The organism is Halomonas terrestris, assembly GCF_049166755.1.
Taxonomy (GTDB): domain Bacteria; phylum Pseudomonadota; class Gammaproteobacteria; order Pseudomonadales; family Halomonadaceae; genus Halomonas.
The window spans coordinates 113715-133454 of record NZ_JBMHFZ010000010.1 but is presented as its reverse complement, the minus strand read 5'-3'; the positions used below and the strand labels follow the sequence as shown (position 1 = coordinate 133454).

The window sequence follows — 19740 nt, the reverse complement described above, 5'->3', positions numbered from 1 at the left end:
CGACCACCGCTCCCAGCTCGACTGGGCCCTGGCCACGCTGCGTGACGCCGGCCACAAGGCCGAGGGCGCGATCCGCGCCGGCGAGGTGGAGGCGACCCTGCGTGCCTACCAGGAGGAGCAGGGCATCGACCTGCTGGTGATGGGGGCCTATGGCCACTCGCGCATCCGCCACCTGCTGGTGGGCAGCACCACCACCGCCATGCTGCGCCGTGCCAAGGTGCCGGTACTGCTGCTTCGCTAGCCCTGCTTGCCTGCCATGACACGACACCGCCGGCCCGAGGGTCGGCGGTGTCGTGTCAGGGGCCCTCCGGTCCCGGGCTCGCCAGCACCCGCTGGGCCAGCAGCCAGCCGGCGATCAGGAACGCCAGCATGCCGACCAGTATCAGGGTGAAGTCGGCACCCAGGTCCAGGGCCAGCCCCAGTACCGCCGGGGCGATGCCGGTGGAAAAGACCATGCAGGCGCTGAGGGTGGCGCGTACGGTACCGAGGTGCTCGGCGCCCCAGATGCGCACCAGCAGGCTGGTGGCGATGGGTTCCTGGGAGCCCATGGCGAGCCCGCCACCCACCATCAGCGCCCAGACCCCGAGATGGCCGCCGACCGCGATGGCCACCAGCAGGGCCAGCGCAAAGGGCAGCAGGTAGAGCCGTGCCAGGCGCACCGGGCCCAGGCGGTCCACCCAGCGCCCGCCGACCAGGGCGCCGGGCAGCTTGGCCAGCCCCATGCCCGAGAGTGCCAGGGCGTAGACGCCGAGCGTGCTGCCGAGGTCTTCGGTCATGCGCGCCTGGTAGATGAAGAGCCCCGTCATGGTGATGGGCAGCGTCATCAGCAGCGGCAACAGGGCCCAGAAACGCCGCTCGCGAAAGGGGCGCGGGCCGTCGCGGCGCTGGCCGCGCTGCGGGCGTTTGCCCGGCGCCGGTGGCCAAGGGCCGCGCCACAGGGCATAGGCCCACAGCGCCAAGAGGGTGAGGCCGAACAGCCACCACAGCTCCCGCCAGCCCAGCCACACCAGCAGCGCCGCCATCAGCGGCGGCAGCGCGGTCTCGCCGAGCATGATCCCCATGCTTACCAGGCCCAGGGCGCGACCGCGCATCGCCGAGAACTCGCGTCCGGCGAGGGTGTTGCCCAGGTGGCTCATCATGCCCTGGCCGCACAGGCGCACCACTCCCAGGCCGAGCAGCCCCAGTCCCCACCAGGGCGAGAGCGTGAGCAGCAGCACGCCGATGGTCAGCACGCTCAGCACGATCAGCGCAAAGCGCCGCGGCGCGACCCAGTCGATCGACGGGCCGAGGCGCAGCACGGCGAAGCCGGCGACCAGGGTCACCGCGGCATAGGCGGTACCGAACTGTCCGGCGGTGAGCCCCAGCCGGTCGCTGATCGGTGCCTGGAACAGGCCGATGAAGAAGCTCTGGCCGAGGCTCGAGCTGAACATGGCCAGGAAGGCGATGCCGATCAGGCCGCGATGATCCTGCAGCAGCAGGCGGTAACCCATGACGCCCTCCTCTGGCGCTGGCATGATGAGATGGTGAATGGCACCAGGGCCCATCTTAACAGCTTGGCGACCGGGCCCGGCGCGACGCAGGGGAGGGCAGGTGATGAACCATCCGGAACTGGACATGGACAGCGTGCGTGAGCGGCTCGCGACGATGCGTGCCGAACTGCTCGAGGAGAGCGAGTCGAGCCGCGAGAGCCGTGATACCGTGATGCTCGACCAGACCTCGGTGGGGCGGCTGTCGCGCATGGATGCCCTCCAGGGACAGGCCATGGCCAAGGCCGAGGAGGAGCGGCGCCAGCTGGCCTTGCGGCGCATCACGGCGGCCCTGGCGCGCATCGAGCAGGAAGTCTACGGCGAATGCATCGAGTGCGGTGAGTGGATCGCCAGGAAGCGTCTCGCGTGGGACCCCCTGGTGCTCAAGTGCATCGACTGCGCCGAATGATTGGATAGAATCAACTGCCGCTGGCGCAAGAGGCCAGCCGTTTTCACTGCATGCATGCGTTCAATCAGGAGTTACAGACATGACAATCGTTCGGCACGACACCAAGGCGCGCATGAGCCGCGCCGTGATCCACAACGGCCTGGCCTACCTCTGCGGCCAGGTGGCCGGTCCCGAGGCACGCCACGGCGACATCACCGAGCAGACCGAGAGCATGCTGGCGCGGGTGGATGCCCTGCTCGCCGAGGTCGGCTCTGACCGCGAGCACTTGCTGACGGCGACCCTCTACCTCAAGGATGCCCATGACTTCGCCGCCATGAACGCGGTCTGGGACGCCTGGGTGCCCACCGGACACGCCCCGGCACGTACCTGCGTCTGCGCCCCCATGCCCGCCGACGAGCTCAAGGTCGAGGTCACCGTCACCGCCCAGGTGCCTTAACGGGAGCAGGGATCCTCGATGGGCGCCTCTCGCGGCCGCAGCCGCCGCGAGAGGGCGTCCACGGCGATGTTCAGCGCCGCGGTGACCAGCAGCAGGAAGAAGGCCACGTCGAACAGCAGGTAGTCGAACCCCTCCTCGATGTAGAAGCCCAGGGTGGCGACCCCCAGCATTCCCAGGATCGCCGTCTCGCGCAGGATCACCTCGGCGCGGTAGTAGAGCAGCGCCAGCATCCCCGGATAGAGCCGTGGCAGCAGTTCGTAGGCGTAGCGGCCCGCGGCCGGCAGCCCGGGCATGCCGGGGGTGAGGGCATCGGCGTGGCGCGCCACCAGGAAGGCGATCAGCGCGCCGTTGTGCAGGGCCAGCGCCAGCCAGGCCGGCAGCAGCGAGGGGCCCAGCAGCAGCAGGAAGAGGAACGCCAGCATCAGCTCAGGCGTCGAGCGCAGTACCACCAGAAGGCCGTGTCCGGCCAGCTGGGTGCCGCGGTTGCCGAAGTGCCGGCAGGCCAGTGGCCACAGCGCCATGGCCACCAGCAGCGCCCCGACGCTGCCGAGCAGCCCCAGCAGCAGGGTGTTGCCGATGGCCGGCCCCAGGTCGGGAATCCTGGCCAGCCAGTCGCCCAGCCCCGCCCAGTCCCCGGCGAGCAGTGGCGGCGGCCAGATGTCCTCGGAGACGAAGCGCCACAGCAGGGCGCCATCCACGCTGGGCCAGGGGCCGAGCAGCCAGGCCCCGCCCACCAGCAGCACCGGGACCAGCCGCCGGTGGCCCCACCACGGCAGGCTGGCGATCAGCAGGTAGAAGAGCCACAGCAGGGCGCCGGCCTCGTGGTAGCGCCCCTCGCGGAAGGCGGTCTCGAGGTGGAAGCCCAGCGTGGGCAGGCCGACGAAGCCCAGCAGCACGCTGGCGCGCAGGGCGCACTCGAAGCGGTAGCGGGTATAGGCGACCAGCTGCGCCCAGGCCAGCGGCAGTTCGGCGTAGACGAAGCGCGACAGGCGCCCGCTGCCGGGGGGCAGGGCGTCGCGGGGCGCGCGGGGCGTCTGTTCGAGGATCTCCGCGTAGACCTTGGCGAAGATCCCCGCATAGGGGATCGCCAGGGCCGCCAGCGCAGTGAGGGCCGAAAGGCCGAACACCTGCAGGAAGAGCAGCGCCCAGAACAGCTCGTGGATGGCACGAACGAAGGCGCAGCCGGCGCGCACCAGGCGCGAGCGGGCAAACAGCAGGGCCAGCGGGAAGCCCAGCACCACGCCGGCCAGGGTGCCCCAGATCGCCACCGCCACGGTGAGGCCGATGGCGGTGAGCGGCGACTCCAGCGAGCCCCAGGCGGGCCACGCCATGCCCAGGGCCATGCGGCCGAGCTCCGTCCAGGGCTCCCGGGTATGGATGGCGAGATCGGCGAAGGGCAGCAGGACCACGGCCAGGGCGACCAGTGCCAGGGTGTGGCGGGCCAGCGTCAGGCCGGTGCTGTCGCCGCGCCACCAGTGCCGGCCGTGACGCGGAGGGTGCGCCGCCTCGCTCATGGGCGACCCCGTGCGCAGGGCAGGGCCTCCGGGCCCGGCATGGCAGGTGCGGCCTCCGCGAAGGGTGAGCCGGCCGGGGCGTCGGCATCGGGATAGAGGGCGTCGAGGTCGGCCAGGGTGAGATCACGGGACGGGGCGTCGATCACCAGGCGGCCGTCGCGCAGGCCCCAGACCCGATCGAAGTGGGTCAGCGCCAGCTCGCGCTGGTGCAGGGCGACGACCTGGGTGGCGTGGTGCTCATCGATCAGCGCCAGCAGGCGCAGCGCCTGGTGGGGGTCGACGCTGGCCACCGGCTCGTCACCGAGGAACAGCTCGCGGCCCTGGTAGAGGGCGCGAGCGATGGCCACCCGCTGGCGCTGGCCGCCGGAGAGCCGGCCCACCGGGCGGCGCAGCAGGCCCGCAAGCCCGACCCTCTCGCAGAGTGCCTCCACCTCCCGCCAGGGTTGCCGCAGGGGGCGCACCAGGTTCCACAGGTTGGCCAGTGCCGAGTGCTCGGGCAGCCGCCCCATGTAGACGTTGTGGTAGACGGCCAGTGCCGGCACCAGGCCGTGGTGCTGGGGGCACCAGGCGGCGCGCCGGCCGAGCCGCTCGCGCAGCGCATCGAGCAGGGTCGACTTGCCCGCCCCGCTCGGGCCGAGCAGCGCGACGCGCTCGCCCTGATGGAGGCGGAGTCGCAGGCCGGGCAGGATCGCCCGGTCGCCATGGCCGATGTCCTCGCTGTCGAAGCTGGCCAGGAGCTGGCGCTTGCCATCGGCCATCAGCGCAACAGGCCGAGTTCCTCGGCCACTTCCTCGATGGGAGCGTAGAGGGCGTTGTCGGCCGGGATGAAGGCCTCGCGGGGGAAGGTCGCCAGCAGCTCGGGATCGTCCATCTCCAGGAAGGCGGCCTGCACCCGGTCGGTGAAGCCCTCGCCGAAGCGCTCGTCGGCGTCGCCGCGCAGGGTCCAGTTGTAGTCGGGGTAGGGCGGCGTCGCCCAGATCACCTCCACCTTGTCGGTATCGACGCGGCCATCGGCCACGGCGGCCTCCCACACGGTGTAGTTGACCGCGCCGAGGTCCCAGGTTCCGGCCTCCACCAGGGCGATGGTCCGGGAGTGGTCGCCGGAGTAGCCCACCCGGGAGAAGAACCCCTCGGGGTCGGCGTCATCGAAGCGCTGGCGAAAGAAGTGCTCGGGCATCAGGCGCCCGGAGGTGGAGGTGCGCGAGCCGAAGGTCAGGCTCATGCCCTCGATCTCGGCGGGCAGCTCCTCGGCCATGTCGAGCCCCGTCGAGTGGTGGGCGATGAAGTAGCTCATGAAGGCGTCGTCCTCGCTGCCCTGGGCCAGGGCCACCGAGCCCGGCACCAGCCGGCGCGCCTGAACGCCGGAGAGGCCGCCGAACCAGGCCAGCTGGACCTGGTCGTTGCGGAAGGCGGTGACCGCCGCGCTGTAGGACTTCACCGGCACGTACTCCACCTCCACGCCGAGGCGCTCCTCGAGATAGTCCGCGACCTGGCTGAAACGCTCCACCAGGCGTGCCTGGTCCTCGTCGGGGATGGCGGTGAAGCGGAAGGTCTCGGCGGTCGCATCCTGGGCAAGCAACAGGGCGAGGGCGGCGGTGGAGAGGGCGGTCCGGCGCATCGGGCGGCTCCTTGGAGGAAGGGAAGCCGCCATTGTTGTGGCTCAGTGCCCCGCTGGCAAGTCCGGGATCGAGAACCCTCAGTGCCGCTCGGTGGCCGGGTAGCGGGTCTCCTGCAGGCTGTCCTTGATCTTCTTCAGGTGGGCGATGAAGTCCTCGCCACGGCGCAGGGTGACGCCGGTGGCCAGCACGTCGACCAGGGCCAGCTGGATCATGCGCGAGGTCATCGGCATGTAGTGGTCGGTATCCTCGGGAGTGGTGACCTCCAGGGTCTCGGTGCACTCCCTCGCCAATGGCGAGCCCGGCGCGGTGATGCCGAGCACCACGGCGCCACTCTCGCGGGCCAGGCGCGCGATGTCGACCAGTTCCCGGGTGCGTCCCGTCCAGGAGATCACCACCACCACGTCGCCGGTGTGGCAGGCGGCGGCCACCATGCGCTGCATCAGCACGTCCACGTAGGAGGTGACCGGCAGGTTGAAGCGGAAGAACTTGTGCTGGGCATCCTGGGCCACCGCTCCCGAGGCGCCGAGGCCGAAGAAGTGGATCTGCTTGGCCTGGATCAGGTAGTCCACCACCCGCTCGATGCGCACCGGGTCGGCCTGGCGGCGTGCTTCGTCCAGGGCGGCGATGGTCGCCCCGAAGATCTTCTGGGTGTAGTCGGCGGCACCGTCGCCGGGTTCCACCGCCCGGCTCACGTAGGGCGTGCCGCCGGCCAGGCTCTGGGCCAGCTTGATCTTGAAGTCCGGATATCCCTTGGCATGGAAGCTGCGGCAGAACCGGTTGACCGTGGGCTCGCTCACCGAGGCGGCCTGTGCCAGGGTGGCGATGCTCATGCTGGTGGCGGCGCCGGGGTCGGCGAGGATGACGTCGGCGACCTTGCGCTCGGAGCGGTTGAGTTCCTCGAGCCGTAGGCGAATGCGATCGAGCAGGTCGTGACTGGCCATGATGCGGCAAGGTCTCCATGACTCGGGGCCACTGGCGCCCCAGGGTTGCAGCCGGATGGGTGATGTAGTCATTTAACTACATTATGCTGGCTATCCTAGCGCGTCGTGGCCTCTCGGGGCCAATGGCAGCGCTGGTGAGTGCATTTATTCGGTAAGTTTACAGAAATAAGTTGCCTTTTGACCCTTGTGTGGGCTATTTTTTTGTTAATTTAACCAGATGGGGGCTGCCATGAGCCATCACACCCGGTCCGGCCAGGGGAGCAGGGCGGACATCGACCTGGCGCTGTTCGGCGCGCTCGGCGACCTGTCGCAGCGCAAGCTGTTTCCGGCGCTCTACCAGCTTGACCGCGAGGGGCTGCTCGACGAGCGCACCCGCCTGCTCGGCCTGGCGCGCCAGGAGCTCGATATCGATGCCTTCAAGGCCAGGGTCGAGGCGGCGCTCAAGACTTACGTCAAGGCCGAGGAGCTCGATCGCACGGCGATCAAGCGGTTCCTGGCGAGGCTCGACTACCGTCAGCTCGACTTCACCAGCGTCGACGGGTATGCGGCGATCAGGGACTGGCGCCAGGACGGTCTCGAGCGACCGATGGTGGTCTATCTGGCGGTGGGGGCAAGCCTCTATGGCGATATCTGCCTCCATCTCGAGGCCAGCGGCAGCCTCGACGAGGCGAGCCGGGTGGTGGTCGAGAAGCCCATCGGCTTCGATCTCGACTCCTCCAACGAGATCAACGACGCCATCGGAGCGGTCTTCCCCGAGTCGCGCGTCTATCGCATCGATCACTACCTGGGCAAGGAGACGGTCCAGAACCTGATCGCCCTGCGCTTCGCCAACCCGCTGTTCGGCACCCAGTGGAACCAGAACCACATCTCCCACGTGGAGATCACCGTGGCCGAACAGGTCGGTATCGAGGGCCGCTGGGGCTACTTCGACCAGGCCGGCCAGCTACGCGACATGGTGCAGAATCACCTGCTGCAGCTGGTCTGCCTGATCGCCATGGACCCGCCCGCCAACCTCGATGCCGACGCCATCCGCGACGAGAAGGTCAAGGTGCTCAAGGCGCTCAGACCCTTCACCGACGACATGCTGGGTCGCGACGTGGTACGCGGCCAGTACATGGCCGGCACCATCGACGGCAAGAGCGTGCCGGGCTACCTCGAGGAGGAGGGTGCCAACACCGAGAGTCATACCGAGTCCTTCGTCGCCATGAAGACCGGTGTCGAGAACTGGCGCTGGGCCGGCGTGCCCTTCTACCTGCGTACCGGCAAGCGCATGCCGGAGAAGCTGTCGCAGATCGTCATCCATTTCCGCCAGCAGCCCCACTATATCTTCGACCCGGACCAGCGCGGCCTGGCGGCCAACAAGCTGATCATTCGCCTGCAGCCCGAGGAGGGCATTGCCCTGCAGGTGCTGACCAAGGACAGTGGCCTGGACAAGGGCATGCGGCTGCGCCCGGGCCCGCTGCACCTGGACTTCAACAGCGCCTTTCCCAAGTCGCGGATCCCCGATGCCTACGAGCGGCTGCTGCTCGAGGTGATGAAGGGGCAGCAGTACCTCTTCGTGCGTCGCGACGAGGTCGAGCACGCCTGGCGCTGGTGTGACAGCCTGATCGCCGCCTGGGAGGATCGTGACGAGGCGCCGCGGCGCTATCCGGCCGGTTCCTGGGGGCCGGTGGCCTCCATCGCCATGATCACCCAGGATGGCCGCAGCTGGTATGAAGACTACTGAGGAGCAGCGAGCGGCACCCGGGGACCGGTGGCGACTCTCTCGAGACCGCCATGATCACCCGGGATGGCCGCAGCTGGCACGAGGACTACCGAGATGAGTGACGCTTCCCGCGAACGACTCGCCACCCAGCTCGCCGAGGCGGTGGCCTCGGCCCTGCGCCACGACCTGGCGACACGGGAGCGAGTCCTGCTGGTGGTTTCCGGCGGCTCCACGCCGGTACCCTTCTTCCGCGCGCTGGCGGCCTGCGAGCTGCCCTGGCCGCGCATCGACGTGACCCTGGCCGACGAGCGCTGGGTGCCCGAGACGTCCGACGACAGCAATGCCCGTCTGGTCCGCGAGCACCTGTTGCAGGGGCCCGCCGCCGAGGCGAGGTTCGTCCCGCTCACCACCTCCGACCCGACACCCGAGCAGGGGGTGGCCGCGGTGGCCGAACGGGTCAACGGCCTGGCCTGGCCGGCCAGCGTGGTGATCCTGGGGATGGGCGGTGATGGCCACACCGCCTCGCTGTTCCCCGACAGCCGCGAGCTCGACCTGGCGCTGTCCACCGTGGAACCGCTGGTGGCGGTACGCACGCCGAGCCAGCCGCAGCCGCGCATCACTTTCAGCGCCGACCGCCTGCATCAGGCGCGCCGGCATGTGCTGCACATCACCGGCGAGGACAAGCGCGCCGTGCTCGCCCGGGCACTGTCCGGCGACGATACCCGCGAACTGCCGATCCGCGCCTTCCTGGCCTGCCCACTGGCGGTCTACTGGGCCCCCTGAGCCCCGAATTCTCTGGAGCAACGATCCCATGACTATCGACAAACAGCTGCCGTCCACCCGCACAACCGAACTCGACAGCATCTGCCTCAAGGCCGAGGTGATTCCGGTGTTGAGCATCGAGCGGATCGAGGATGCCGTACCGCTCGCCTCTGCCCTGGTCGAGGGTGGCCTGACGGTGCTCGAGGTGACCCTGCGCACCGACTGCGCCCTGGAGGCGATCCGCCGCATACGCGAGGCGCTGCCCCAGGCCAGTGTCGGCGTGGGCACCGTGCTGACACCCGCCCAGTACCGCCAGGCCGAGCAGGTGGGCGCCGACTTCGTGGTCACCCCGGGTACCACCGAGGCGCTGTACCGCTATGGCGTGTCCAGCTCGGTGCCGATGCTGCCCGGTGTGGCCACCGTCTCCGAGCTGATGACCGGCTGGCAGTACGGCTACCGGCGCTTCAAGTTCTTCCCCGCCGAGGCCAGCGGCGGGGTCAAGGCGCTGAAGGCCTTCGCCGGCCCGATCCCCGAGGCGCGCTTCTGTCCCACCGGCGGCATCACCCTGGACAACGCCGAGGACTACCTGGCGCTGAACAGCGTGATGTGCGTGGGCGGGTCCTGGTTGACGCCGAAGTCGCTGGTGGAGGCCGAGGACTGGGATGCCATCCGCTCGCTGGCCCGCGAGGCGGCCGACCGTTTCCACCACTGAGGCCGCGCGCACGGCCCCGACGCTTCCCGTGCTCTCTCGACAGCCGGTCGCTGTCCTTTCCCCCGGCCTTCGTGGCCGGGTTTTTTCGCTTCGTTGTGGGCGAACTCACCCGGTCGTGTCTCCGCATTTCGAGACGTCGCCGTTCAATAGAGCCTCTCGCGTTCGTCGTTGATCACGATCCGGTGCATCTCGTTTTCCGTGAGTTCGAGATTGCCGGCGTCGACCATCGTCTGTGCCAGGCGCGGCAATCCCTCGAGGTCCGGCCAGTGCTCGGGTTGCCAGAGCTTCGAGCGAATCATGCACTTCGAACAATGAAAGAAGGCCTCCTCCACCCGGACCAGGATCGCCAGCTTCGGGCTTCTTCCGGCGATCGCCATCGAGTCGAGCAGCGCCTGTTCCCGGGTAATGGTGGCCGTGCCGCTGACGCGCAGGGTTTCGGTCTTGCCGGGGATCAGGAAGATCAAGCCGACCTTGGGATTCGTCAGGATGTTCTCCATCGTATCGGCCCGGTGATTCCCCGGCCGGTCGGGAATGGCGAGGGTCCGGGCATCGAGTATCTTGACGAACCCCTCGGGGTCGCCCTTGGGCGAGATGTCGACATTGCCCTGGGCATCGGCCGAGGCGAGCAGCATGAAGGGCGAGCGCCTGATGAACCGGCCGCAGTGCCTGTCCAGGACAGACAGGCACTTGCGGGTCACCAGTTCACTGGGCTCCGGCAGCACGGCACGCAGCTGCTCCCGGGTTTCGACAGAGTCGTTGAATCGGGTCATGGCCGCCTCCTGCGCGGTACACTCATGACATTCATGGACGCGCCTCCAGGACCATGTTCACCTCCGTTTGCGTGGCCCGCCGCACCTGTCGGAACCCCGCCTCCTTCAGTATCTCGGCAAGCCTTCGCTCGCCCGCCTGCGCGCCCAGTGCCAGCCCGACCTCCTGGGCCCGCGAGGCCGGCGTGCAGATGAGGGTCGAGGCGGAGTAGAAGATCTGCCCGAGCAGGTGCAGGTTGTCGGCGAGGCGATCGCCGGCGAGGGGCTCGACCAGCATCAGGGTGCCATCGGGCTTCAGGCACTCGCGCAGGCGCCGAGCCGCGCCGACGGGGTCGCCCATGTCGTGCAGGGCGTCGAACATGCAGATGAGATCGAAGTCGCCATCGGCAATGTCCTTGGCCGTCGAGGTGATGAAGCCGGTGTTCGTGGCCACGCCCGCCGCGGCGGCTTGTTCCCTGGCAATGTCGATCGAGGGGGCGTGAAAGTCATAGCCGTGGAAGGTGGCGTTCGGAAAGGCCCGGGCCATCAACATCGTGGACGAGCCGTGTCCACAGCCCACATCGGCGACCTTGGCACCCGCGGCGAGTTTGTCCGTCACGCCCTCGAGCGCCGGCAGCCAGGTGTCGACGAGATGCACGGCATAGCCCGGACGAAAGAAGCGATCGGTACCGCAGAAGCAGCAGCCGTGGTGTTCTCCCCAGGCCCGGCCGGAGCCGGAGCGCAGGGTGTCCACTGCCTTGTCATGGGTGGTGAATTGCGAGACCAGCAACTGGAAGAAACCCTGCATGCAGGCGGGATGACCTTCCTGCGCGAGCACGATGGCCTGTTCCGGGGTGAGGGAGAAGGCATCGGCTTCCGGGTGATAGACCACGTAGCCAGCTGCCGCCTGGGCGCTGAGCCATTCCCGCAGATAGCGATCGTCGACCTTGCTCAGTCGGGCGAGCTCCGTCGTGCTGCAGGGGCCGATGTCGCGCAGGGTGCGGTAGACGCCGGTCTGATCGCCCAGGAAGGAGAGCAGGACGGCGAAGGCACCGCCGATGTCTTCCATCACCTTGCCGAAGAAGGCATCAAGGCGCTCTTCGTTGACCTGTACAGATAGGGTTGCGCTGTCCATAGTGATTCCTCTGTCATGTGAGGCTGGTGCGGGCTCCAGCCGTCAGCCGAGTGGGTGAACGCTCGAATGCGGCGAGCGTGAGACGAAGCTTGGCTGGCGGGGGCGTTTCTGGACATGATCGGACGGCCGGGCATCATGCCCGATCGTCCGGATCTCGCGTTCGGCGCGTGAGGGAAACGGTGCGGGGGGCCATCATGAGAGAGGACATCCTGTCCGAGGTGCTGCGTTCCGTGAGCCTGTCGGGGGCGGTATTCTTCGATGTCGCCGCGTCGTCGCCGTGGGTGGCCGAGGCGCCGGCCGCCGCCTCGCTGCTGCCACTGGTGATGCCGAAGGCGCAACACCTGATCGAGTATCACGTGATAACCAGCGGCTTCGCCTGGGCGACGCTGATCGATTCTCGGGAGGAGCCGGTGCGGCTGGCGCCCGGGAGCGTGATCATGTTTCCCCAGGGCGACCCGCACGCGCTCTCCAGCCGCCCGGAAATGCGGGCGGAGCCCAGTGTCGGCCTCTTCGCTCAACCTGCGGAGCTGTCGCCCCCTTTCTACATCGAGCAATTCGGTGGCGGCCCCGAGCAGACGCGGCTCATCTGCGGGTTCCTTGGCTGCGATCTGTTGCCGTTCAATCCCGTGATCCAGGCGCTGCCGCGCATGGTGCACATTCCCGATGGCTATACGGCCGGCGATGGCTGGTTGAGCAGCCTGATTCAGGCAATCATGATGGAGAGCCGCAGGCGGCGCGTCGGGGTCGACAGTGTGCTGGCGCGACTCAGTGAGCTGCTCTTCATCGAGGTGGTGCGCAGCCATATGGAGTCGCTTCCCGACGAGGCCACCGGCTGGTTGGCCGCGCTGGCCGATCCTCACGTCGGGCGCATCATCCGCCTGCTGCACGAGAATCCGCAACGTGCCTGGACGCTGGATACCCTCGCCAGGGAAGCGGCCGTCTCCCGAACCGTGCTGGTAAGCCGCTTCACCGAGCGCGTCGGCGTCGCACCCATGACCTATCTCTGCCACTGGCGCATGCAGATGGCGGCGGGCAGGTTGACCCGTGGCGGTGCCAGCATCGCGCAGGTCGCCTCCGAGGTCGGCTACGAATCCGAAGCGGCCTTCAGCCGCGCCTTCAAACGCAGCACCGGCCTCGCGCCCGGGGCCTGGCGGTCGCGTCGGGCGGCCGGGATGGACGAGAAATAAGGACGCTCAGGCCCTGGCGGTGACCGCCACCGGCGCCGCGTCACGCTTGATCATCGCGTAGCCGAGCCCGGTGACCAGCGAGCCGATGATGATGGCGGCCAGGTAGAGCAGCACCGGGGTGATGGCATTGGGGATCAGCAGCACGAAGATGCCGCCGTGGGGTGCCATCAGCTGGGCGCCGACCAGCATGGAGAGGGCGCCGGTGATGGCACCGCCGACCATGCACGCCGGGATCACCCGCAGCGGGTCCTTGGCGGCGAAGGGAATCGCCCCTTCGCTGATGAAGCAGAAGCCCAGCACGAAGGAGGCCTTGCCCGCCTCGCGCTCCGGTTCCGAGAACTTGGACCTGGCGACGAAGCTGGCGACCCCCATGCCGATCGCGGGTACCATGCCGGCGGCCATGATGGCGGCCATGGGACCGTAGGTCTCGGAGGCGAGCAGGCCCACGCCGAAGGTATAGGCGGCCTTGTTGACCGGCCCGCCCAGGTCGAAGCACATCATCGAGCCGAGCAGGATGCCGAGCAGCACGGCGTTGGTCGAGCCCATGGACTCGAGGAAGGCGGTCAACGCCGACAGGAGGCCGGCCACCGGCTCGCCGATCACGTAGATCATGACCAGGCCCGTGACCAGGCTCACCACCAGCGGAATGATCAGGATCGGCTTGAGCGACTCGACGCTGGCGGGAAGCCGGACGTGGGTCGCCACCGCCTTGGCGACATAGCCGGCCAGGAAGCCGGCGAGGATGCCGCCGATGAAGCCGGCGCCGATCTCGGACGCCAGCATGCCGCCGATCATCCCCGGGGCGATGCCGGGGCGGTCGGCGATGGAGTAGGCGATGTAGCCGGCGAGCACCGGGATCATCAGCGCGAAGGCCGTGCCGCCGCCGATCTGCATCAGCGCCGCGGCGAGCGTGCCCTCCTCCTGGAAGGCCTCGATGCCGAACACGAAGGAGAGGGCGATCAGCAGGCCCCCGGCCACCACCATGGGCAGCATGAAGGAGACCCCGGTGAGCAGGTGCTTGTAGACGCCCTTCTCCTTGACGCTCGTCCTGGCCTCGCCGCCGGCGGTCGCCGTGCCCTCCACCGTGGCTTCGGCGAGCGCCGCCTCGATGGTCGGCCGGGGTTTCTTCAGGGCGTTGCCGGTGGAGGTGTGGTAGACACGCTTGCCGGCGAAGCGGGTCGGGTCGACCTCGATGTCGCAGGCCAGGATGACCAGGTCCGCCTCGGCGATCTCCGCATCAGTGAGCCGGTCCTGCGCCCCCACCGAGCCCTGGGTCTCGACGCGGATCGCGTGGCCCATGGCCTTGCCGGCCTCCGACAGCGCCTCCGCGGCCATGAAGGTATGCGCCACCCCGGTGGGGCAGGCGGTCACGGCGACGATCTTGCGGCCGGCGTCCCGGCGGCCGGCGTCCTGTCCGGCGGTGACTTGCTGGGCCAGCGGCGCCTCGTCCTCGCTGGGGGGCGCGTACGCGGCCGCCTCGCGGCTGGCGCGCTCGAGGAAGGCCTGCGGGTCGGGCAGGGCCTGGTCGATGGTGCCGTGGAAGAGGCGCTTGCCGGCGAAGCGCGCCGCGGCGGGGACCTGGTCGGCGGCGACGACGACCAGGTCAGCGGCGGCGATCGCCTCGGCGGAGACCGGGGTCAGCGGCTCGAGCTCGCTGTGCATCTCGACCTCCACCTGCCAGCCGAGGCGGCCGGCGGCCTGTTCGAGACGACGGGCGGCGAGGAAGGTGGTGGCCATGCCGCTGGGGCAGGCGGTGACGAGGATGGCGTTCATGCAAGGGCTCCCCCCGCGCTGGCATCGACGTCGTTGAGACGCCGCACGCGGGTCTGTTGTTGGAGTTGCGGGAAGTCGACGGCGTGGGCGTCGCCCACGCCGACATGACGGACGGACTCGGCGGAGAGCGCCGTGGCCAGGCGCAGCGTCTGTTCCGGGGTGTGTCCGGAAAGCACGCCGTGCAGCAGGGCGGCCAGCAGGGTGTCGCCGGCGCCCACGGTGCTCACCACGGTCAGGCGTGGCGGTACGGCCTGCCAGGCGCCGCGGCGGCTGACCCACACGACCCCGTCGGGGCCGGCGGAGAGGACGGCTTCCTCGATCCCGGCGGCATAGAGGTGCAGGGTCGCCTGCAGCCGCGAGGCGGCGGTGTCGAGGCGAGCGCCCACCCAGGCGGCGAGCTCGTGCTCGTTGGGCTTGACCGCCGTGGGGCGCGCGTCGATGGCGGCACCGAGCGCCGCGCCGCTGGTATCGACCCACACCGGCAGGCCAGCGCCGCGCAGGCGGGTGACCAGGTTGGCGAGGTCGTCCGGGGTGACGCCCGGCGGCAGGCTGCCGGCGATCACCACGGCGTCGGGGCGGCGTCGCGGGTCGCCGAGACGGGTGTCGAGGCCGTCGAGCAGGCGCTGCCAGGCGGTCTCGTCGATGGCCAGTCCCGGTCCGTTGATGTCGGTGACCCGGCCGTCGGCCTCGGCGAGCTTGGCGTTGATGCGGGTCTCGCCGGGCACGCGCAGGAAGGCGTCCTCCACGCCCATCGCCTCGAAGGCGCGCAGGAAGGGGCCGTCGTTGTCGGCGCCCAGGAAGCCCGACAGCGTGACATCGTGTCCCAGCGCCACCAGCACACGGGCCACGTTGACCCCCTTGCCGGCAGCGGTCAGGTGCGTCTCGTGGGTACGGTTGACCGTGCCGGGCTCCAGGCGCTCGAGGCCGATCGACAGATCGAGCGCCGGGTTGAGGGTGAGGGTGAGCACGCGAGCCATCAGCGCACCTCCAGGGCGTCGCGGACCGCCTCGCTGGTGGCCTGGGACAGTGCCAGCGCGGCCTGGCCACGCGCCTCGTCGAGGTCGAACTCGGCGAGGCGCGCCTTGACCAGAGGTACCTGGCGGGCGCTCACCGAGAGCTCGTCGACACCCAGCCCGACCAGTACCGGCACGGCGGTGGCGTCACTGGCCAGTTCGCCGCACACCCCGACCCACTTGCCGTGGGCGTGGGCGGCAGCCACGGTCATCTCGATCAGGCGCAGCACCGCCGGGTGCAGGCCGTCGGCCTGGGCGGAGAGGTCGGGGTGGTCGCGGTCGATGGCCAGGGTGTACTGGGTGAGGTCGTTGGTGCCCACCGAGAAGAAGTCCACCTCGGCGGCGAGGGTCGGGGCGAGCAGCGCGCAGGAGGGCACCTCGATCATCACCCCGAGCTGCAGCTCGCTGGCGCGCTCCTCGGCGGGGATCTCGGCGAGCAGGCGGTCGACGATGGCGCGGGCGGCGCGGAACTCGGCGACGTCCTTGACCATCGGCAGCATGATGCGAAGTGGACGGCCGACAGCCGCCAGCAGCAGGGCGCGCAGCTGGGTCTCGAGTACCTCGGGGCGGGTCAGGGTCAGGCGGATGCCGCGCAGGCCGAGGAAGGGGTTGGCTTCCTGGGGCATCGGCCAGTAGGGCAGCGGCTTGTCGCCGCCCACGTCCAGGGTGCGCGCCACCAGCGGCCGGCCGTCGAGGGCGTCGAGGGCCTCGCGGTACTCGGCGATCTGGGTGTCGAGGTCGGGCAGCGAGCCGTGGGCCATGAACAGGAACTCGGTGCGCAGCAGCCCGACCCCCTCGGCCCCGCGTTCCACGGCGTCCAGGGCGTGCGCCGCGTTGCCCAGGTTGGCGGCCACCTCGACGCGATGGCCGTCCCGGGTGCGCGCCTCCTGGTGGCGGGCTTCCCAGGCCTCGGCCTCACGGCGCTCGCGCTCGACCAGGCGCTGTTCCGCTGCGGCGCGCCGCTCGGCGGAGGGGGCCGGCGTGATGCGACCGCGTTCACCGTCGAGGATCAGCTCGGTGCCATTGTCCAGGGTCAGCACCCGGGCCCCGGCGCCCACCACGGCGGGAATCCCCAGCGCCCGGGCGAGAATCGCGCTGTGGGCGGTGGCGCCGCCGCGGGCAGTGAGCAGGCCGCGCACCCGGCGGGTGTCGAGGCGGGCCACGTCGGAAGGGCCGATGTCGTCGGTGACCAGCACGTAGGGATGGTCCGGCGGGTCGGGCAGCGTGACGTCACACAGGATACCCAGCACCCGGCGGCCCACGTCGCGCAGGTCGGCGGCGCGCTCGGCCAGCAGCCGGTCGGCGAGCATCTCCTGGGCGTGGGCGGCGGTCTCGATGGCCTCCCACCAGCCGGCCTCGGCCGAGGCGCCCTCGTTGATGCTCTCGCGGGCTGCCTGGATGAGCTCGGGATCCTCCAGCATCGCTTCGTGCATGGCGAGTATCTGCGCCACCTCGCCACCGCGGGCCTGCCCGACCAGTGCCTCGAGCTGTTCGGCGCCCTCGCGGATGGCGGCTTCCAGGCGGTGCGTTTCGCCGCTGGGGTCGTCGGCACGCTCCGCATAGTCGAAGCGCGGCGTGGTGAGCACGAATGCCGGGGCGATGGCGAGCCCAGGCGAGGCGGCCACGCCGGGGTGCGGCGTGTCGGCGGGCAGCGGCTCGGGCCGCGGGGTGTCGTCCTCGCGAGGGGCGAGGTACTCGCGGCTCTCGTCGAAGGGCAGCACCGTCTCGCCGAGGCCGCCCTCGACGGCCTCGCACACGGCGGCGACTGCCGCCTCGGCGACCTCGCCCTCGGCGGAGAAGGCGAGCTGCTGGCCGCGCCGCGCGCCGAGGTTGATCACCTTGGTGAGGCTGGTGGCCGGCACCGCCTGGCCACCGCCCTCGGCGAGGCGCACGCGAATCGGCACGTCCTGCGCGCGGGCCACCTGGACCAGTTGCTTGGCGGGGCGGGCGTGCAGGCCGTGGGCGTTGAGCACCCGCGCCAGGCGCGTGCTGGCGCTGGCGGATTCACCGGCGAGGCGCGCCAGGATGGTCGTGGCATCGGCGTTGCCCAGCTCGCCGGCATGGCCGCTGTCGAGCAGGGCCAGCAGGCGCTCCAGCAGGCCCTGGTGGGCGGCGCCCTGGGCGGCCAGGCAGAACACCCCGGCAACCGCCTCGCCATTTGCCGTCAGCGGCGCCGCGGGAGTGGCAAGCGCCATTGCCGGCACCGAGACGTCGCGGTCGCTGTTGACCAGCCACAGGCCCTGGCCCAGCCCCAGCGGCGTGCGTTCGGCCACCGCGGCGACGAAATCGCTGCCCACGCAGTCGAGCTGGCGCAGGCGAGCCGCCGCCGCCAGGGCCAGCTCGTGGCTGTCGCGGGCGGGAAAGCCCAGGCACAGGGTGTCGGCGTCCAGGCGCGCCTCGACCTCCGCCCTGGAGAGCAGGCTGGCGATCTCGGCGGCAGAGGTCGCCGCGGCCAGACGCTGGGCGACGCGGTCGTCGTCGAGCACATGGGTGAGCTGGCGCAGGATATCCAGATGTTCGTCGCTCTGGGCGGCGATGGTCACCAGCAGGTGGACGCGCTCGCCGTCGTGCCACTCGACCCCAGCGGGGAATTGCAGTACCCGGATGCCGGTGGCGTGCACGTGCTCGCGGCTCTCGGCGGTACCGTGGGGGATGGCGATGGCATTGCCGAGGAAGGTGGAAGACTGTGCCTCGCGGGCGAAGAGGCCGTCGCGGTAGCCGGGCGTGACCAGACCGGCCTCGCGCAGCGAGTCGGCGGCTTGAGCCAGGGCTCCGCGCCAGTCATCGGCCTGGCAGTCGAGCCGGATATCCTCCTGACATAGGGTCAGCATGGCATTCTCCTGTTTGCCGGGAAGCGGCGGGATCCCGTGGTGGCCGGCAGTGGCTGTCGTTTGCGGTGGCTGAATCGTGTCACCAGCGATGATTTTCATGCTGGATCGATTCATACTGTTTGGCAAGGTGGATGTTCTTAGACTTTGGCAGGGGGTAGGGCATGGCGCCTGGAGCCTGCCGGGTTCGACCCACCGTCGCAGCAGATCAACGTCAAGTCCGCAGGCTCCTGACGTAGACTGGGCCCATGGCACAGGAGGATGTCCATGACACTCGCTGAAATAGCACGCCTGGCCGGCGTGTCACGTACGACGGCCAGTTACGTCATCAACGGCAAGGCGGTCGAGCGGCGCATCAGCCCCGATACCGTCGAGCGAGTGATGGCCGTGGTACGAGAACACCGCTACCGGGTGGATGCCCAGGCGGCGGCGTTGCGCCGCGGCTCGAGTCGCACGCTGGGGCTGATCGTTCCCGACCTGGAGAACGTCAGCTACGCGCGCCTGGCCAAGCGACTCGAGCGCGGTGCCCGGGAGCAGGGCTATCAGCTGTTGATCGTCGGTTCCGATGACCAGGCCGACGCCGAGCGCGACCTGGCCCTGGCGCTGCGCGCCCAGCGCTGCGAGGTGTTGATCACGGCGAGCTGCCTGCCGCAGGAGGATCCCTTCTACGCGGAGCTGATGGCCGAGGGACTGCCGGTGATCGCCGTGGACCGTGGCCTCGACCCGGCGCGTTTTGCCAGCGTGGTGAGCAACGACCGCGAGGCCGCCGAACGGCTGACCCGCTCGGTGCTCGACGAGGCGATCGAGCGCGTGGCCTGGCTGGATGCCGTGCCGGCGCTCTCCATCACCCGTGAGCGGCGGGCCGGTTTCCAGCAGGCGCTGGCGGGCAGCGAGACGCGTCCGCTCATGTGCTGCGCCGAGCGCTACGATCGTGACGAGGGCGCCCGGCTGATGCGCGATCTGGTCGAGAGTCACGGCATGCCGGATGCGCTGGTGACGGCCTCCTACACGCTGCTCGACGGCGTCTTCGACGTGCTGCTGGAGGAGGGCGGCCTGCCCCAGGGGCTACGCCTGGCGACCTTCGGTGACAGCCGCCTTCTCGATTTCCTGCCGTTGCCGATCAACTCGGCGGTGCAGGACCACGAGCGCATTGCGGCCGCGACGCTCAATGCGGCGCTGGCCGCCGCGCGCGGCGACTACCGCGTGGGCCAGCAGGTGATCCCACGCACCCTGCGGTGGAGATTGCCGGAGCGGCAGGGGGTGGGATAAGAAGGGAAAGGGGTGTGGTCAGCGTGAGCAAGGCTACGCCGACCTAGGCTATGTCTGAAAAGTCGACGAGCGATGGTCAGACAAGGCAAAAATCGGCGAAAAGACGGAGTTTACGGGGTGTAAATGAGTACTTTGAGCTGATTTTTAACGCCGTATGGCCGAGCG

At 69.7% G+C, this 19740-nt stretch carries 18 protein-coding genes; 8 read left to right on the top strand and 10 right to left on the bottom strand.

Annotation, left to right across the window (positions count from 1 at the left end; genetic code table 11):
- Window positions 1–241, top strand: a 241-nt coding sequence (locus tag ACOMD9_RS11795; RefSeq protein WP_421415038.1) for a universal stress protein, incomplete at its 5' end; no start/stop codon positions are given.
- A gap of 55 nt (window positions 242–296) precedes the next feature.
- Here ACOMD9_RS11795 and ACOMD9_RS11790 read toward each other — a convergent pair.
- Window positions 297–1490: an MFS transporter gene (locus ACOMD9_RS11790; RefSeq protein ID WP_421415035.1), complete on the bottom strand. Its 1194-nt coding sequence runs from the start codon at window positions 1488–1490 to the stop codon at window positions 297–299.
- Between the two features lie 103 nt (window positions 1491–1593).
- On the opposite strand from ACOMD9_RS11790, the gene ACOMD9_RS11785 reads away from it, so the two are divergent.
- Both ACOMD9_RS11785 and ACOMD9_RS11780 read left to right on the top strand, forming a co-directional pair.
- Window positions 1594–1935, top strand: a complete 342-nt coding sequence (locus tag ACOMD9_RS11785) for a TraR/DksA family transcriptional regulator (protein ID WP_421415033.1) — start codon at window positions 1594–1596, stop codon at window positions 1933–1935.
- Window positions 1936–2014: 79 nt separating this feature from the next.
- On the top strand, window positions 2015–2371 hold the full coding sequence (locus tag ACOMD9_RS11780; RefSeq protein ID WP_421415030.1) for a RidA family protein: 357 nt from the start codon (window positions 2015–2017) through the stop codon (window positions 2369–2371).
- On the opposite strand, the gene ACOMD9_RS11775 is transcribed toward ACOMD9_RS11780, so the two are convergent.
- From ACOMD9_RS11775 to ACOMD9_RS11760, 4 genes are all read right to left on the bottom strand, one after another.
- On the bottom strand, window positions 2368–3885 hold the full coding sequence (locus ACOMD9_RS11775) for an ABC transporter permease (protein WP_421415027.1): 1518 nt from the start codon (window positions 3883–3885) through the stop codon (window positions 2368–2370). The genes ACOMD9_RS11780 and ACOMD9_RS11775 overlap by 4 nt on opposite strands.
- Window positions 3882–4643 carry an ATP-binding cassette domain-containing protein gene (locus ACOMD9_RS11770; RefSeq protein WP_421415025.1) on the bottom strand — a complete coding sequence of 254 codons (762 nt, stop codon included), beginning with the start codon at window positions 4641–4643 and terminating at the stop codon, window positions 3882–3884. The genes ACOMD9_RS11775 and ACOMD9_RS11770 overlap by 4 nt, the downstream gene beginning before the upstream one ends.
- The gene (locus tag ACOMD9_RS11765) at window positions 4643–5503 is read right to left on the bottom strand and encodes a putative selenate ABC transporter substrate-binding protein (protein WP_421415023.1); all 861 of its coding nucleotides are present in this window, start codon (window positions 5501–5503) and stop codon (window positions 4643–4645) included. The genes ACOMD9_RS11770 and ACOMD9_RS11765 overlap by 1 nt, the downstream gene beginning before the upstream one ends.
- A 78-nt stretch (window positions 5504–5581) precedes the next feature.
- A complete protein-coding gene (locus ACOMD9_RS11760) occupies window positions 5582–6445 on the bottom strand; it encodes a MurR/RpiR family transcriptional regulator (protein ID WP_421415021.1) in 864 nt (287 codons plus the stop codon).
- Between the two features lie 229 nt (window positions 6446–6674).
- Here ACOMD9_RS11760 and zwf point away from each other — a divergent pair, with 229 nt between their 5' ends.
- From zwf to ACOMD9_RS11745, 3 genes are all read left to right on the top strand, one after another.
- Window positions 6675–8171 (top strand): glucose-6-phosphate dehydrogenase, encoded by a 1497-nt coding sequence (zwf, locus tag ACOMD9_RS11755; RefSeq protein WP_421415018.1) that lies wholly within the window; start codon window positions 6675–6677, stop codon window positions 8169–8171.
- Window positions 8172–8264: 93 nt separating this feature from the next.
- Window positions 8265–8933 carry a 6-phosphogluconolactonase gene (gene pgl, locus ACOMD9_RS11750; RefSeq protein ID WP_421415016.1) on the top strand — a complete coding sequence of 223 codons (669 nt, stop codon included), beginning with the start codon at window positions 8265–8267 and terminating at the stop codon, window positions 8931–8933.
- Between the two features lie 28 nt (window positions 8934–8961).
- Entirely contained in the window at window positions 8962–9624 is a 663-nt protein-coding gene (locus ACOMD9_RS11745) for a bifunctional 4-hydroxy-2-oxoglutarate aldolase/2-dehydro-3-deoxy-phosphogluconate aldolase (RefSeq protein WP_421415015.1), read from the top strand.
- A 143-nt stretch (window positions 9625–9767) separates the two neighbouring features.
- Here ACOMD9_RS11745 and ACOMD9_RS11740 read toward each other — a convergent pair whose 3' ends face one another.
- Window positions 9768–10394: a pyridoxamine 5'-phosphate oxidase family protein gene (locus tag ACOMD9_RS11740; protein WP_421415013.1), complete on the bottom strand. Its 627-nt coding sequence runs from the start codon at window positions 10392–10394 to the stop codon at window positions 9768–9770.
- Window positions 10395–10425: 31 nt separating this feature from the next.
- Window positions 10426–11505: a class I SAM-dependent methyltransferase gene (locus tag ACOMD9_RS11735; RefSeq protein ID WP_421415011.1), complete on the bottom strand. Its 1080-nt coding sequence runs from the start codon at window positions 11503–11505 to the stop codon at window positions 10426–10428.
- 194 nt (window positions 11506–11699) lie between these two features.
- Between ACOMD9_RS11735 and ACOMD9_RS11730 the strand changes: the two genes are divergently transcribed.
- Window positions 11700–12692, top strand: a complete 993-nt coding sequence (locus ACOMD9_RS11730) for an AraC family transcriptional regulator (RefSeq protein ID WP_421415008.1) — start codon at window positions 11700–11702, stop codon at window positions 12690–12692.
- Window positions 12693–12698: 6 nt separating this feature from the next.
- Here the strand turns inward: ACOMD9_RS11730 and ACOMD9_RS11725 are convergent, their stop codons facing one another.
- Genes ACOMD9_RS11725 through ptsP form a run of 3 tightly spaced genes read right to left on the bottom strand, consistent with a single transcriptional unit; the run spans window position 12699 to window position 18309 of the window.
- Window positions 12699–14465, bottom strand: a complete 1767-nt coding sequence (locus ACOMD9_RS11725) for a PTS fructose-like transporter subunit IIB (protein WP_421415005.1) — start codon at window positions 14463–14465, stop codon at window positions 12699–12701.
- Window positions 14462–15442: a 1-phosphofructokinase gene (pfkB, locus tag ACOMD9_RS11720; protein ID WP_421415003.1), complete on the bottom strand. Its 981-nt coding sequence runs from the start codon at window positions 15440–15442 to the stop codon at window positions 14462–14464. Before pfkB ends, ACOMD9_RS11725 begins: the two co-directional genes overlap by 4 nt.
- Entirely contained in the window at window positions 15442–18309 is a 2868-nt protein-coding gene (gene ptsP / locus ACOMD9_RS11715; protein ID WP_421415000.1) for a phosphoenolpyruvate--protein phosphotransferase, read from the bottom strand. Before ptsP ends, pfkB begins: the two co-directional genes overlap by 1 nt.
- Before the next feature lie 264 nt (window positions 18310–18573).
- Between ptsP and cra the strand changes: the two genes are divergently transcribed.
- Window positions 18574–19575, top strand: coding sequence for a catabolite repressor/activator (cra, locus tag ACOMD9_RS11710; protein WP_421414998.1), 1002 nt, complete (start codon window positions 18574–18576; stop codon window positions 19573–19575).
- Window positions 19576–19740: the final 165 nt, after the last annotated feature.